The organism is Paraburkholderia fungorum (assembly GCF_046026025.1).
Taxonomy (GTDB): domain Bacteria; phylum Pseudomonadota; class Gammaproteobacteria; order Burkholderiales; family Burkholderiaceae; genus Paraburkholderia; species Paraburkholderia fungorum_E.
In genome coordinates, this window is record NZ_JAQQFL010000003.1 from 194,051 (window position 1) to 208,260 (window position 14,210).

Annotated in this window: 13 protein-coding genes; 8 read left to right on the forward strand and 5 right to left on the reverse strand. The window is 58.7% G+C overall.

Going from position 1 to position 14,210, the window contains the following annotated elements:
• Positions 1-103: 103 nt before the first annotated feature.
• Together PQR67_RS05070 and PQR67_RS05075 are read left to right on the forward strand one after the other, a co-directional pair.
• On the forward strand, positions 104-634 hold the full coding sequence (locus PQR67_RS05070) for a (2Fe-2S)-binding protein (RefSeq protein ID WP_408455330.1): 531 nt from the start codon (positions 104-106) through the stop codon (positions 632-634).
• Between the two features lies 1 nt (position 635).
• Positions 636-2,909, forward strand: coding sequence for a xanthine dehydrogenase family protein molybdopterin-binding subunit (locus PQR67_RS05075; RefSeq protein ID WP_408455333.1), 2,274 nt, complete (start codon positions 636-638; stop codon positions 2,907-2,909).
• Between the two features lie 121 nt (positions 2,910-3,030).
• Here the strand turns inward: PQR67_RS05075 and PQR67_RS05080 are convergent, their stop codons facing one another.
• Positions 3,031-3,774 (reverse strand): FadR/GntR family transcriptional regulator, encoded by a 744-nt coding sequence (locus PQR67_RS05080; RefSeq protein WP_408455336.1) that lies wholly within the window; start codon positions 3,772-3,774, stop codon positions 3,031-3,033.
• A 370-nt stretch (positions 3,775-4,144) separates the two neighbouring features.
• On the opposite strand from PQR67_RS05080, the gene lhpI reads away from it, so the two are divergent.
• The 3 genes from lhpI to lhpH all read left to right on the forward strand — a co-directional run bounded on the left by lhpI (position 4,145) and on the right by lhpH (position 7,389).
• Positions 4,145-5,068 (forward strand): bifunctional Delta(1)-pyrroline-2-carboxylate/Delta(1)-piperideine-2-carboxylate reductase, encoded by a 924-nt coding sequence (gene lhpI, locus PQR67_RS05085; protein WP_408455339.1) that lies wholly within the window; start codon positions 4,145-4,147, stop codon positions 5,066-5,068.
• Between the two features lie 158 nt (positions 5,069-5,226).
• A complete protein-coding gene (locus PQR67_RS05090) occupies positions 5,227-6,348 on the forward strand; it encodes a branched-chain amino acid ABC transporter substrate-binding protein (RefSeq protein WP_408455342.1) in 1,122 nt (373 codons plus the stop codon).
• 33 nt (positions 6,349-6,381) lie between these two features.
• Positions 6,382-7,389 carry a trans-3-hydroxy-L-proline dehydratase gene (lhpH, locus tag PQR67_RS05095; RefSeq protein ID WP_408455345.1) on the forward strand — a complete coding sequence of 336 codons (1,008 nt, stop codon included), beginning with the start codon at positions 6,382-6,384 and terminating at the stop codon, positions 7,387-7,389.
• A 134-nt stretch (positions 7,390-7,523) separates the two neighbouring features.
• Here the strand turns inward: lhpH and PQR67_RS05100 are convergent, their stop codons facing one another.
• Complete coding sequence (locus tag PQR67_RS05100) at positions 7,524-7,751, reverse strand: hypothetical protein (RefSeq protein ID WP_408455348.1); 228 nt, start codon at positions 7,749-7,751, stop codon at positions 7,524-7,526.
• Between the two features lie 285 nt (positions 7,752-8,036).
• Positions 8,037-8,891 (reverse strand): LysR family transcriptional regulator, encoded by an 855-nt coding sequence (locus tag PQR67_RS05105; RefSeq protein WP_408455351.1) that lies wholly within the window; start codon positions 8,889-8,891, stop codon positions 8,037-8,039.
• A gap of 92 nt (positions 8,892-8,983) precedes the next feature.
• On the opposite strand from PQR67_RS05105, the gene PQR67_RS05110 reads away from it, so the two are divergent.
• Positions 8,984-9,955 carry a quinone oxidoreductase family protein gene (locus PQR67_RS05110; RefSeq protein ID WP_408455354.1) on the forward strand — a complete coding sequence of 324 codons (972 nt, stop codon included), beginning with the start codon at positions 8,984-8,986 and terminating at the stop codon, positions 9,953-9,955.
• 318 nt (positions 9,956-10,273) lie between these two features.
• The gene (locus tag PQR67_RS05115; RefSeq protein WP_408455357.1) at positions 10,274-10,747 is read left to right on the forward strand and encodes a YybH family protein; all 474 of its coding nucleotides are present in this window, start codon (positions 10,274-10,276) and stop codon (positions 10,745-10,747) included.
• A gap of 664 nt (positions 10,748-11,411) precedes the next feature.
• On the opposite strand, the gene PQR67_RS05120 is transcribed toward PQR67_RS05115, so the two are convergent.
• Positions 11,412-12,320, reverse strand: coding sequence for a LysR family transcriptional regulator (locus tag PQR67_RS05120; RefSeq protein WP_408455360.1), 909 nt, complete (start codon positions 12,318-12,320; stop codon positions 11,412-11,414).
• Between the two features lie 112 nt (positions 12,321-12,432).
• Between PQR67_RS05120 and PQR67_RS05125 the strand changes: the two genes are divergently transcribed.
• Positions 12,433-13,281, forward strand: coding sequence for an oxidoreductase (locus PQR67_RS05125; protein WP_408455363.1), 849 nt, complete (start codon positions 12,433-12,435; stop codon positions 13,279-13,281).
• 86 nt (positions 13,282-13,367) lie between these two features.
• Here the strand turns inward: PQR67_RS05125 and PQR67_RS05130 are convergent, their stop codons facing one another.
• Positions 13,368-14,108, reverse strand: coding sequence for an SDR family NAD(P)-dependent oxidoreductase (locus PQR67_RS05130; RefSeq protein ID WP_408455366.1), 741 nt, complete (start codon positions 14,106-14,108; stop codon positions 13,368-13,370).
• Between the last annotated feature and the right edge of the window lie 102 nt (positions 14,109-14,210).

Sequence of the window (14,210 nt, forward strand, 5' to 3'; positions counted from 1 at the left end):
TTGTGCTTAACGGCTTTCAATAATGGCCGCAAGCACGCGGCCCTGGTTGCACGCATTCCACGCTGCCTCCGCCGCGCTGCACAACACCATTCAGGAGACACGCATGATCGAGATCGTGGTCAACGACACGCGGCACTCGCTCGACAATGTACCGGAAGACATGCCCCTGTTGTGGGTGTTGCGCGACCGGCTCAAATTAACCGGTACGAAATTTGGCTGCGGCGGCGGGTTTTGCGGCGCGTGTACGGTGCATCTGGAAGGCGAGGCGGTGCGCTCCTGTTTGTTGCCGATTGCCGCGGTGGCGGGCAAGCGCATCACGACGATCGAAGGATTGTCGAAAGACGGTACGCATCCGCTGCAACTCGCGTGGGTGGCCGAAGACGTGCCGCAATGCGGCTACTGTCAGTCCGGTCAGTTGATGCAGGCGGCCTCGTTCCTGAAGGATAAGCCGACCGTCAATGACGAAACGATTGCCACGGCGATGTCCGGCAATATCTGCCGCTGCGGAACCTACTCGCGGATCAGGAAGGCGATCAAGCGTGCGGCTTCGGGTGAGGCGGCGTTGGTGTCGGTTGCGCCGGTATGCGCGGCGGTCTGCGCCTCCGCCTCCATCTCCGCTAACGAGGAGGCTTGACATGCACAATGACAAGCAAGGGCTGAAAGATGCACATGGTGCCGCACGTCGTCGCTTCATCAAACAAAGCTCGGCGTTGCTGGCTTCGGGTCTCGCGATCGGATTTCAGTTGCCTGAAGCATTTGCCGTGAATGCAAACGCGAGCGGCGACCCTAAACCTCAACCCGGCGGATTCGAACCGAACGCGTGGGTGCGGGTGCTGCCTGACGATACGATCAAGCTCGTGGTTCACAAACACGACTCGGGCACGGGTACGCGCACGGCGTTGGCTGCGGTCGTTGCGGAAGAACTCGATGTCGATCCGTTTCGCGTGGAGGTGATCACGCCGGAGAATCCGTTCTTCGGTGACTATATTCATCCGCTGTGGAAGGTGTTTTCGACAGGCGGCAGCACGAGCGTGTCGCTTGAATATGAGCGCTTGCGGCGTGCCGGCGCGACCGCGCGTGCGATGTTGATTGCCGCTGCCGCGAAACAATGGAATGTGTCGCCGTCTGCTTGTTCGACGGAGAACGGTTTTGTTGTTGATAAGGCGAGCGGCAAACGTGCGAACTATGGCTCGCTGGCGAGTGTGGCAGCGCAGTTGCCAGCGCCGAAAGATATCGTGTTGAAAGACCCGTCGCAGTTCAAGTACATCGGCAAGCTACAGAAGAAACGTGGCGCCGATCTGAAAGCGCGAGGGGCGTTTCCGTACAGCATCGACGTGTCGTTGCCGGACATGCTGGTGGCGGTTGTCACGCGCGCGCCCGTGATTGATGCACGTGTGCGGAGCGTTGATGCGAAGGCCGCGTTGGCCGTGCCCGGCGTGCGGCAGGTGTTGCAGATTCCTGGTCGTCCCGACCTTCTCGGTGGGAATCAGGCAGGCGTTGCGGTGTTGGCCGATGATTATTGGTCGGCGCATCAAGGTCAGGCGGCGCTGAAGGTTGAGTGGGAGGATAGCCCGCTGGAAACCTTCGACAGTAGTACGCTCGCCGCACGTCAGGCTGCGTGGCTCGACGATCCTGTCGCGCATGTTGTGCCGACGATTCAAACCGGTGACGCGAAGACTGCATGGCCACACGGTGCGCGCGTTATCGAGGCGTCCTATTCGATGCCCTATAAGGCGCAAAACGCGCTTGAGCCGATCAATGTCACCGCGTGGGCGAGAGACGGCCGCATTGAGTACTGGGGTGGTTTGCAGGTGCCTTCTACAGTACAAGAAGCGGCTGAGGTGATTGGGGGGATTCCTGCCGAGCGCGTTGTGCTGCATGAGCTTGTGTCGGGTGGCAGCTTCGGCTCGCGTGAATCGAAGTATTGGCTATTCGAAGTGACGTGGCTCGCGCTGAAAGTCGGCAAACCGGTCAAGCTGGTGAACAGCCGCGAAGATGAAATGCGTGCGCTCTTTTATCACTCGGCGAGTTATCACCGTGCTAAAGCCGCTATTGATGCGCATGGCAATCTCACTACGTTGCAGTTGCGTGCCGTGATGCCCGCTTCGCCGGAACAATGGGAGCCAGGATATTTCGATCGTCCGGACCGGATGGACTACAGCACTACCGAAGCGATCAGCAAGTATGAGTTCGCTTACGATGCGCCGCATGTCGATATTGGTTGGGTGCGTCATGAGACGGGTGTGCCGACGGGTTGGTATCGCGCGGTGAGTTATATCCCGAATGTGTTCGCGGTGGAGTCTTTCATGGATGAGGCTGCGCATGCTGGGCGGCGTGATCCGGTTGAGTTTCGGCTTGCTCATATGAAGGATCCGCGGCATAAGGCGGTGTTGCGCGAGGCGGCGGAGCGGGCTGGGTGGGGGACGGCGCTGCCGGCTGGTACGGCGTTGGGTGTCGCGACGAATCAGGCGTATAGCAGCTATGTTGCAGTGGTGGCGCGGGTTGTGAGGAAAGGCGATGCGGTTGTGGTTGAGAAGCTGACGTGTGTCGCGGATTGCGGGTTGGCGGTGTCGCCGGGTGGAGTTGAAGAACAGTTGTATGGCGGGCTGATGTGGGGGCTAGGGCACGCGACGGTGGATCGCATCGATATTCGGCACGGGCAGGTGGAGCAGAAGAACTTTGATTCGTATCGCGTGATGCGGATGAGTGATATGCCGGAGGTGGATATTTTGATCGTGCAGGGCGATCCCGCGAGACCTGGAGGCGTTGGGGAGTTGTCGAGTCCTTCGGTGGCGCCGGCGGTGGCTAATGCGGTGTTCAGTTTGACGGGGAAGAGGGTGAGGGATACGCCGTTTGAGATGGAGAAGGTGGCGGCCCTTGGGAAAGTCAGCGGGAAAGCGAAGGTTTGAGAGTGGTGGCGCGATCAGGCAATCGGCTGCACCCGGCCCACAGGAGACAGTCAGAGCATCCAGAAACGGACGCTCAGTGCTCCTGTCCTCCTGAGTTACACATGTCGGCGTGCTTCTGCTTCTATTGCGGCGCGATGTCCCGCTGAACCCGATGAATGTGCTGCTCCACATAGAACGCTGCCGCATCAGCGTTGCCCGTGACAATAGCCTCGTAAATCAGGCGGTGTTCAGCTACATAAAGACGAATCCGGGTTGGGTCATAGATGCCGTCATCCTTAAGCCGCTTCCAGAGCGACTGGTCCATCGTTGCAGCGATTTCCTCTGCAATCTTGATCAGCAAAGCGTCACCCGTCATCACCGCGAGTTGCCGATGAAAGAGCCGGTCGCTGTTGTTCCACAGCGCGCGTTCTTCCGCATCCGCTACGTCGGTTAGCGTTTCCATCTGCGACAGATAGTACTCGGCCTGGAGATCGCGCTTCTTATGCACTGCCGCGCGTCGGGCAATGGCGGGCTCGAGGATTAGCCTGACGTCCAGGGTTGCGGAGGGACTGAAATCTGAAGCCAGGCCGGCCTCGGCCATTTCCGCCGACGACGCTGCAGCCAGTATCTGAGGGGCTGTCGAGGCGACATACGTTCCGGAGTTTCGTTTTGTTGTGACGAGCCCCTCGTTCTGCAGAGCCCCGATCGCTTCACGAACCGCCGGCCGCCCGACGCCAAAAAGCGCCGCCAGTTCGCGCTCGGATGGCAGGCGCGCGTCAGGAAGAAACCGGCCCGAACGGATCTCCGCACGGATTTTTTCAGAGACCTGTTCGTAAATCTGCAACGGTCGAAAGTCGCTTTCAAACTCAATGCGGGCGGAAGCCATCGTCGTTCTCGGGGATGCTATGTGGTTCCCAAATATACCACTTGAGCGCCAGTTATCTGCCGCTGCGCTTGACTGAGTGAAGGTACGCATCCTCACGATGCCACATGAATGGTGTCGGAAATTGGTCGCGTTTTGCGACTAGTTAGTGCCGTCATCACGCGAAAGTGGTTATTAAACGACCATGATTTGCCATAAAATCGCAAATCACGATTGTGTGCGTCATTTTATTGGTATAAATTTGGTCCAATATAGATGCCCCTGTGCCGAATTGCTCAAGTGGAGTCCAGTTCGGAGTGGCTTGTCTTTCATCCAATTAGATCGTGCCGCAAGCGCGTATCCCTGATCCCTTGCTTCATTAGGCGAGCCTGCAATGACTTCTCTCTGCACCCGTAACTTTGACGCTCACGCAACCGCCGCCCTGCTTGGCTATCCACAGTTGATGCATGTACTTCGCGAGACCATCATCGAGTACGGTGCCGGGCGAATCGTGAGTCCCGAACGCCTGTCCGTTCCGATGCAGGAGGGGGGGCTCATGTTGTCCATGCCATCCAGCGCGGAAGACATCGCTATCCACAAACTGGTGAACGTATGCCCATCGAACGGAAGGCGGCAGTTGCCGACTATCCACGGTCAGGTGATCGCATGTGACGCGCACACCGGCGAAATGCTGTTCGTTCTCGACGGGCCCACTGTCACAGGAAGGCGCACTGCGGCGGTTACCGCGCTGGGTATCCAGGCGCTTCACGTTACAGCGCCGCGCGAAATCGTGATCATCGGCACTGGCAAGCAGGCGACGAATCACGCCGAGGCGCTCGCGGTGATTTTCCCGGAAGCCAAACTTTTCGCCAAAGGCGCCTCCCAGGCAGGAACAGAAGAATTTGTGGAACGGACTCGCCCGGTGGCACCGAACCTGACTGCTCTTGTTGGGGATGGAATCCCAACCAGCGTCGACGTGGTCATTACGCTTACGACCAGCAAGTCGCCGGTCTACACGGAGCCGGCGCGGCCGGGTCGCCTGGTCGTCGGCGTCGGCGCATTCACACCGGACGCGGCGGAAATCGCCAAGGTAACGGTGGATGGCAGCTTCGTGGTCGTAGACGACCCGGTTGGCGCGCGGCACGAAGCAGGAGACCTGATCCAGGCGAAGGTCGACTGGAACTCGGTTTCCCCGCTTGCCAAAGCACTTGCGGCGGAATTGAGGCCCAATGCACCGATCCTCTTCAAAAGTGTCGGGTGTGCTGCGTGGGATCTGGCTGCTTGCCGGGTCGCACGTAGGGCGCTTGCCGACTCTTAAGCGAGACAACCGCGCGGCGCTCACTGACCAGTTGCGAATCACGCTAACGTAAGGTGGTTTTTATGGAACCAAAATAGTCGTTTTGTTTTTGAAATTGATTGAGCATCAACCAGATTTCCATTAATCTGGCCTCCCTTCTAGTCCACTTGGAGTTTGATATGCGCCGTCTCGTAACAACAATGGCCACCTTGATGGCCGCTGGTTTTACCCTGTCTGCAAGCGCTCAAGTCGTTGTAACGATCGGTCATTCGGCTCCTCTCACCGGCCCGCAAGCGCCGAACGGCAAGGACAACGAGAACGGCGCGCGTCTGGCCATCGACGAGTTGAACAAGACTGGCGTCGTCGTTGCGGGACAAAAGGTGACGTTCAAACTGGACTCGGAAGACGACCAGGCCGATCCAAAAATCGGCGTGCAGGTTGCGCAGAAGCTGGTCGACAGCGGAGTGATTGCAGTCGTTGGGCCGTACAACTCGGGGGTCGCAATTCCGGCGTCGCGCGTCTTCAACACGGGAGGCGTTCCCATCTTGCCGGTTGCGTCCAATCCGGCACTGACGAAGCAGGGTTTCAAGAACATTTTCCGGATCGGCGCGAGCGATGAACAACTCGGCGGCACGATGGGGCAGTTTGCAGCAAAAACGCTGAAGGCGAAAACAGCGGCTGTTATTGACGACCGCACTGCTTACGGCCAAGGCGTCGCCGAGCAGTTCATCAAGGTTGCCAAAGCAAACGGCATCCAGATTGTCGACCAGGAGTTTACCAATTCAGCGGCAACGGACTTCCTCGGGATTCTCACGAACATCAAGGGCAAGAATCCTGACGCGGTCTTCTTCGGTGGCTACGCAGCGCAGGGCGCGCCGATGGCCAAGCAGATGCGCCAGCGTGGGCTGCGCGCCAAACTGCTGGGCGGCGACGGCATCTGTTCGGCTGACATGGGTAAGGTTGCTGGCGATGCAGCGTCCATCGTCTACTGCGCTCAGGGCGGTATCGCGCTTGAGAAGTCGGCTGCCGGCCGCGAGTTCCTGCAGAAGTACAAGGCGGCCTACAACATCGATACGCAGGTCTACGCGGTCAGCTACTACGACGGTGTGAAGATGCTCGCCGATGCAATGGTGAAAGCAGGGACGACGACCGACAAGGCGAAACTGACCGCTCAACTCGCGAAGGAAAACTATAAGGGCGTCGCCGGGACATACTCGTTTGACGAGTATGGCGACCTCAAGGGTGCGCCGACCACCGTGTACACCATCAAGAATGGTTTGCCGGTTCCGTACGGCGAGTAAAGCACGAGCCTCACTGACTTCACCGAAGCAAACATGAAAATCTCACGCACCATCTCGACTGTTGAAGTCCACACCGGCGGTGAAGCATTCCGCATCGTGACCAGTGGCCTGCCGCGTCTTCCTGGCGATACCATCGTTAAGCGGCGCGCATGGCTGAAGGAGAATGCCGACGATATCCGCAAGGCCCTCATGTTCGAGCCGCGCGGCCATGCAGATATGTACGGCGGTTACCTGACAGAACCGGTTAGCCCGAACGCAGATTTCGGCATTATCTTCCTGCACAACGAAGGGTATAGCGACCACTGCGGGCACGGTGTTATTGCGTTGTCGACGGCAGCAGTCGAGTTGGGATGGGTGCAACGTCAGACACCCGAAACGCGCATCGGTATCGATGCACCATGCGGGTTCATCGAAGCATTCGTGCAGTGGGACGGTGAGCACGCGGGCAATGTCCGGTTCGTCAACGTGCCGTCCTTTATCTGGAAGAGGGACGTCACGGTGGAAACACCGTCATTCGGGCCGGTTACCGGCGACATCGCGTTCGGTGGGGCGTTCTATTTTTACACTGACGGCCAGCCGCACGGTCTCGAAGTGCGGGAGTCCTCCGTCGAAGAACTCATCCGGTTCGGTGCGGAGGTGAAGGCGGCTGCTAACAAGGCGTTCCCGGTTGAACACCCGTATATCCCTGAAATCAACCACATCTACGGAACCATCATTGCCGCCGCGCCGCGACACCCCGGATCGACGCAAGCCAATTGCTGCGTCTTTGCCGACCGTGAGGTCGATCGCTCTCCGACGGGCTCTGGAACAGGTGGGCGCGTGGCGCAACTGTACCTGCGTGGAGAACTGGGGAAGGACGAGACGCTGGTGAACGAGTCCATCATTGGCACCGTGTTCAAAGGACGTGTTCTGAGCGAAACGACCGTGGGTGACTTCAAGGCTGTCATCCCGGAGGTCGAAGGCAACGCCTTTGTCTGCGGCTTTGCCAACTGGATCGTGGATGAACGCGATCCACTGACTTACGGATTTCTGGTTCGATAGACCGATTGCATTAGTGGTACCAGGTTGGCGCGTTACGCTGTGCGATCAGCTTGACGCGCCTTTTTTTGTCACCCTGGCCGGAATGCCCGGTGCGCCAGGTCGCGCAGGGACCATCTCATCCCGACCAGACAGGCCTAGCGAAACTCCACGATAGCCGCGCTCGCATGCGGCAGCGGCACCACGTAGACGCCATCGTTCGGATGCACCGTCGTGCGCTCCCTGGTACCGTGCAGGACGCCGTCCTGCACGCCTCCCGCGACCTTGAATGTCTGTCCGGCCAGCGTGACTTTGTCGTCGCCGGTGTAGTGCGTGTAGTCGCTCACCCGATAGTCGTTGTTGGTGGCACGCAGGGCGGAGACCATGACGTCGCCATGTCGTTTCCTTTCGTTTATAGTCCGGACTTCTGATGATTGTCGTAAGAACGGTAGTCTTCGTAGAGGTCGGTTCAGGAACCCGGTGAGGGCTCTGTTTGCTTTCTCAACGCACTGCCTTGGGGATGCAAGGTTCAGGACGTGGCGATTTTTTCCATCCAAGGTTTACCGATCGATCGTCCCTTGTCGGTACAGGTTACGTATCGTTTGTCACGAGCGGAGATCAGCGGGTCTACCGCCTGGGTGAGGTGGGTGCCGGAGAAATTTAACTCTGGTTCACAGCGTCACGTCGAAATCTTCGAGAATAGCGTTGACGACGGTGCGGATGACGGCCGAACCTTTCATATCTGGATGTAAGGCGAGCCAAACATCTCTCATCACTACGGGTTGGTCGGACGCTGCCAGCACGAGCGTTGAATCATTTCCCGCCATGAAATCCGGCAGCATCGCCACGCCCCCGCTCTCACGCACCAATGCATGCTGGATTTCAAGCGTGCTCGCCCGGAAACAGATCGATCGTGCTGCCATCTGCTTGATAAGGGCAGCTTGTTGAGCGATCGCGTCCATGCTTTCGCCGTATCCAACAAAGACCCAGTCGTCCGATGACGTTTGGTTGAGATACGCAGCGCTGCCGTACAACTGGAATGAAAGCTCCGTGAGCTTCACGACAATGAGATGACCCTCGGTAGGGCGGCTGAGCCGGATGGCTATATCCGCTTCCCTGCGATCCAGCGAGGTGCTGTGCGTTTCGCCGAGAATGCAAACCTTGATACCGGGATGTTGGTTGCGCATCGCCACCAATGGCCGTGCCAACATTGCTGCCGCGAAGGTCGGTGGCGCGCTAATGGTGACACTGCCCGTCAGCTCAGAGCGTGAACCTTCCACCGCGCGGTCGATCGCCCGAGCCCCTCTCTCCATACCCTCAACCAACGCCGCAATACGCTCGCCGTCAGCAGTAAGCGACAGCTTACGGCCACGCCGATCGATGAGCTTCAGGTTGAGTTCCGCTTCGAGCGCGGCAATGCGCCGAGCGACCGTTGCATGTTCGACGTGAAGCTGCCTGGCCGCACCAGACAAGGTGCCCGCTTGTGCCAGCGCTGCAAAATGCCGAAGATTTTCCCAGTCTGCCATTGTTAAATTTTTCACATGCGATGGCAAATTTTAGGGAATTTTCAATCAAGCGGCAATGATTGAAAATGCGTTGAATTTAGCGGAGAAACGCAATGGATCGAATGGTCAGAATGACGGGTGTTGGCGGCGTGGATCAACTGGAAGTCGTTTCCTGCGAACCGCAGCCCCCCGGACCGGGCGAAGTACGCATCCGGCACGAGGCAGTTGGCGTCAACTTCATCGACATCTATCATCGCACCGGCCTTTACCCAATTTCGCTGCCGGCGGTTCTTGGTGTCGAAGGCGCGGGGATAGTCGAAGCCGTGGGAGCGGGGGTTGTCGATATCGCAACTGGCGATCGTATCGCCTACGCAGGCGCGCCCGTTGGCGCCTACGCCGCAACACGGCTGCTGCCACGAACACGGTTGATTCTTTTACCAAACGACATCAGCTTGCGCGTTGCAGCCGCCTCGATGCTCAAAGGTATAACCGCACATATGCTGCTAACGCGCACATACCCGGTCAGCACAGGAAGCACCATCCTGGTCCATGCCGCAGCCGGCGGTCTCGGTGGAATGTTGGTCCGCTGGGCCAAACATCTTGGTGCAACGGTGATAGGTACGGCTGGATCAGCCGAGAAGGCACACATTGCCAGAACGCATGGTGCCGATCATGTCATTGTCGGACGTGACGCCGATATCGTGTCCGAGGTCGCAGCCCTGACCGGTGGTGAGGGTGTTGATTTTGCGATTGATGGCATCGGCGGCAGCATGCTCGCAAAGACGTTTGCCTGTGTTCGCTCCTTCGGTACAGTCGCGAGCATAGGACAGGCGGCTGGGCCGATACCGCCGATCAGCGTCGATCAGTTGGGCCCTCGCCGCTCACTGTCGCTCGCTCGTCCAAGCATCATGGCCTATTCGGCAGACCTGAACACGTATTCCGTCGCATCCAAGACACTTATCGCGGCGATGCAAGCCGGTGTTGTCGCTGAGATTGGGGGCGAATATGCGCTGTCGGAAGCTGCTACGGCACAAGCTGACCTCGAGAGCGGCCGCACGTCCGGCAGCTTGTTATTAATCCCTTGACTGGTATTTTCATTTGCGGTTAATCGGGGCGTCTTTCCGATTTTGTCTATGGCGACGGGCGTCGTCTGGGGGGGAAACCGAGGGGCTCGTGAGGGGCGGCCCGGCGACAGGGCCAGCGCCGGTCGGATAGACACAACAAGACGGTAGCTCGGCGATGCCTAAATCAAGGTTATATCCGACGAGGCTAGAGTCCTGCGGATCAACCATGCTGAACTGGAGAGGGATACTGCGCCTCCGTCAGCGAGAAAGTACTCAGCCGGCCGAGGTAGCAGAAAGACGTGAGCATTGCGTCGATCAGGATGCATGCAAGGAGCCTAAATGAGACGACAGATCCACCCTATCGGCTTCGCGTTGACCGCAATCGCCATCGCCGCACTCCCCAGTGTGTCTAGTGCGAAGACGGTGGCCGAAGATCCCGCGGCGATTGTTCGCTCTGCCCTTGACCAATGGCGGGATGATTTCAACGCACGACGCGCCGTGCATATCTGCGACCTCTTCGCGCCGGATCTCCGTTACGATTTCCAAGGTTTGCCCGAGCAGACATACCCGTTGCTCTGCGAGCGCCTGCATCGCGCGCTGGCCAATACAACGCAATCCATCCACTACGGCTTGACAATCAAGGAGGTCATCGTCTCCGGCCGCCTCGCCATCGTCCGCCTCACCTGGGCATCGACTGCTACCGAAGAGGGTGGCAAACAGGTCACCCATGACGAGACCGGGCTCGACGTGTTCGGTCGCCAGGCTAACGGTAGCTGGAAGATCATTCGCTACATTGCATATCCCGCGGACTAAATCTGCCGGACGCGGCCGCGCTGAGTCGTGCCAGATCGCCGCGATTAAATCGGACCGAGTTCGGCCATTACCCGACAGGCGAGGGACGAGGCGGAAGGGCGGCTCTCCCGCAAAACGCGGACATTCGCTCCCCGATCCGACATTAGCTAGACGGATGCACCTCTCCTTCCACGCGGCGCTCGTGTTGAACTGCTGGCGCTTCAACCGATGCGCGTTACGAACGGCGGAGGGCCATGCCGAAAACCTTGCAAGAGATTTCCGTTGCAGCGTATCGACACGCTTCCCAATCAATGCGCTGGCTCAGTCCAGTGCTCCCCGCACGCGGCATCCATTCCCGGTCGACAAAAGCCTCTGATATTAATCTCGACCATGCCTGCATGCGTCTGATTCTTTACCGGTTCCGTGAAGGCGGACTCGGACGATGGAGGATGATAGCCGCAACAATCGTCCAGTGTTCGGTTCTGCGAAGGAATTGGACACTCGTCTTCGGCTGCCAGAGGTTCGCTGAGGGTCGAACTGGGACGATTGCTATCCGGCAGACTTCGGCCACGAATAGTCGTTCGCCAGCGATCCTATGGATCGCTAACAATGTAAGCTCACATTGTTAGCCGAGGGTTGCGCGTGAAAACCTGTCGGGTTGCGAAAGTGGTCTTCATGAGCCGTGTTACTGCGCCCGCAGGCGCTTCACGAACGCCGCCAACACCGGCGAAACCTGTTTGCGCGACGGGTAGTAGAGGAAGAATCCCGCAAACGGTGGACACCAGTCGTCCAGTATCCGAACCAGACGCCCCGTTTCAACATGCGGCGCCGCCTCGTGCTCCAGTATGTAGGCCACGCCGAGACCATCGACGGCGGCCTGCAGCATCAGGCCCGGCTCATTGAAAGTCAGCGGCCCCGACAGCGCCACTTTCAGCTTTCGACCGTCGTTTTCAAACTCCCATGGATACAGGCTGCCCGTGCTTTCCATCCGGTAGTTGATGCAGCGGTGATGCTGAAGCTCTTCCGGCGTTACCGGCGCTCGATGTTGCAACAGATACGCCGGCGACGCGACCACGGCCATCCTGAGCGACGGTCCGACCGGCAACGCCACCATGTCCTGTTCGAGCTTCTCACCCAGCCGGATGCCGGCGTCGAAGCGATCGGAAACGATATCCCTGAACGCGTAGTCGATGATGACTTCGACGGTTGCGCCCGGATAAGTCGCACTGAAATCGCTCAGTACTGGACGGATGACCGCCTCATACCCTTCGCGTGTGGCTGTGATTCGAAGCGTGCCCGAAATGCGATCGCGGGTTCGGCTGAGGTTGCCCAAGGCACCATCTATCGCTTCCAATGCAGGTTGCAGCGTCAACAGCAGCGTTTGCCCCTCGGCGGTGGGCGCTACGCTACGGCTGTTTCGTCGAAGCAGCGGATAGCCGAGGCGACGTTCCAGACGCTTGATCGTATAACTCAGCATCGAATTGGACACGTTCAATTCCGCAGCTGCGCGGGAGAAGCTCAGTGTCCGTGCAACTGCCACGAAGGCCGAGAGGTCATCCAATATCCCACACGATATCGTTTTATCTGATTGCATGACCCATTCGAATTATCCGGGATGATTGAATGAATACTCGCATCTATGCTTTCTTATCGTCAAGGCACCAGCCGAAGCCAGGTGTAGACATTCGACGTGAAATGGAGGAACGATGATTGACGACAATGCGGTATGGATGATCACCGGAAGCTCGTCCGGTCTGGGCCGCGCGTTGGCAGAAAAGGTCCTGGAACATGGCTATCGTGCGGTCGTGACCGCCCGCAAGCCGGATGCAGTGCATGACCTTTCAGAACGCTATGGCGATCGGGCTCTCGCTGTGGGCCTTGACGTCACGGATGTCCGGCAGATCAACGCAGCGGTTAAGGCCGCGCATGACAGCTTCGGACAGATCGACGTGCTCGTGAACAATGCTGGCTATGGCTATATTGGGGCGATCGAAGAAGGCGAGGATGCCGCGATCCGCGCGCAGTTCGATACCAACGTGCATGGCGTCATCGCCATGATGCAGGCCGTGCTACCGGGTATGCGGCAGCGTGCAAAAGGGCACCTCGTCAACGTGAGCTCCATTGGAGGACTGACCACTTTTCCGAACGTCGGCTACTACCACGCGAGCAAATATGCGCTGGAGGGACTTTCAGAAACGCTCGCAAAGGAGGTGGCGCCGTTCGGCATTGGTGTGACGATTGTAGAACCCGGCGCATTCCGGACAGATTTTCGCGGCCGCTCGATGCAGCAATCCAATATTCGTCTTCCCGAGTTCGCTGCGACCTTGGGTAAGCAACGCGATGCTCTGCTCGCCGCGGATGGGAAGCAGCAGAACGATCCGTTGAAAGGCGCACTTGCGATTATCGAGGCGCTGAAAGCGAAGCAACCGCCGTTGCATCTGCTGCTAGGGGCCGACGCGCTGGAACTCGCACGCAAACAGCTTGCTGCAATGGCCCGGGATTTTGATGCTTGGGAGACGCTGACACGAAGCACTGCATTTGACGAACCGGCGTAGGTGCGGTCCGCCGGTATTGGGTGGAGCATGTCCGTCTTTTCATTCGAGTGAGGCATTCATCGATCGCGCCTTGAACGCGTGGGGTCTCAGACCTGGCCGATGCCACCATCGGCCATCAGATCCGCACCTGTCACGTACGAACTCTGATCGGACGCGAGGAAGAGCGCCGCGCTGGCAATCTCCTCAGCCCGAGCGAGTCGGCCGAGCGGGACCATGCTTCGGTACATGTTCACCAGATCCTCGCGTGTCGCCGACTGGGAGTCGAGAATCGGGGTGTCAGTGACGCCAGGGCTGAGCATGTTGACGCGGACGCCGCGATCCTTGAATTCCGCAGCCCAGGTGCGGGCATAGGAACGCAACGCCGCCTTGGTCGCCGCGTAAGCGGTGTGGCCAGGAATGCCCATGACGTGCATGGCCGACGAGACCAGAACGATCGATCCACCCCCTGTCATCAAGGGCAGCAGCTTCTGCACCAGGAAGACGGGGCCGCGGGCCATAAGGTTGAATGCCTTGTCGAAATGGTCGGGCGTGAGGGTGTCGATCGAAGCCTGCTCCGTAAAGCCCGCGTTCGACACGATGATGTCGACGACACCTTTGTCGTCCCGTACTGCCGCGGCGACACGGTCGAGGTCATCGAGGTTCGCGGCGTCAGCCTGAATCGCGGTGACGTTGCGGCCGATCAGTTTGACGGCCTCGGTGAGCTGAACCTGCCGACGGCCAAAAATAAAGACGTGAGCGCCTTCAGCGACGAACCGCTGGGCGGTCGCCAAACCGATCCCGGTCGTTCCGCCGCTAATGACGGCAATCTTGCCAGCGAGAGTGGACATTGGAATTTTCTGTCTGTTCGTGAATGACAGGCTCATGGTAATTGCGGTGGCCGGGAATGATAATCTGCAGATTTCCCATAAGATCTATTCTTCAAGAGAATG

Excerpts from the sequence above, each read along its gene's own strand:
- PQR67_RS05130 (WP_408455366.1), bottom strand. The coding sequence starts at position 14,108 with ATGTCCACTCTCGCTGGCAAGATTGCCGTCATTAGCGGCGGAACGACC.
- PQR67_RS05115 (WP_408455357.1), top strand. The coding sequence starts at position 10,274 with ATGAGACGACAGATCCACCCTATCGGCTTCGCGTTGACCGCAATCGCC.
- PQR67_RS05120 (WP_408455360.1), bottom strand. The coding sequence starts at position 12,320 with ATGCAATCAGATAAAACGATATCGTGTGGGATATTGGATGACCTCTCG.
- PQR67_RS05100 (WP_408455348.1), bottom strand. The coding sequence starts at position 7,751 with ATGGTCTCCGCCCTGCGTGCCACCAACAACGACTATCGGGTGAGCGAC.
- PQR67_RS05090 (WP_408455342.1), top strand. The coding sequence starts at position 5,227 with ATGCGCCGTCTCGTAACAACAATGGCCACCTTGATGGCCGCTGGTTTT.
- PQR67_RS05080 (WP_408455336.1), bottom strand. The coding sequence starts at position 3,774 with ATGGCTTCCGCCCGCATTGAGTTTGAAAGCGACTTTCGACCGTTGCAG.
- lhpI (WP_408455339.1), top strand. The coding sequence starts at position 4,145 with ATGACTTCTCTCTGCACCCGTAACTTTGACGCTCACGCAACCGCCGCC.
- PQR67_RS05125 (WP_408455363.1), top strand. The coding sequence starts at position 12,433 with ATGATTGACGACAATGCGGTATGGATGATCACCGGAAGCTCGTCCGGT.
- lhpH (WP_408455345.1), top strand. The coding sequence starts at position 6,382 with ATGAAAATCTCACGCACCATCTCGACTGTTGAAGTCCACACCGGCGGT.
- PQR67_RS05070 (WP_408455330.1), top strand. The coding sequence starts at position 104 with ATGATCGAGATCGTGGTCAACGACACGCGGCACTCGCTCGACAATGTA.
- PQR67_RS05075 (WP_408455333.1), top strand. The coding sequence starts at position 636 with ATGCACAATGACAAGCAAGGGCTGAAAGATGCACATGGTGCCGCACGT.
- PQR67_RS05105 (WP_408455351.1), bottom strand. The coding sequence starts at position 8,891 with ATGGCAGACTGGGAAAATCTTCGGCATTTTGCAGCGCTGGCACAAGCG.
- PQR67_RS05110 (WP_408455354.1), top strand. The coding sequence starts at position 8,984 with ATGGATCGAATGGTCAGAATGACGGGTGTTGGCGGCGTGGATCAACTG.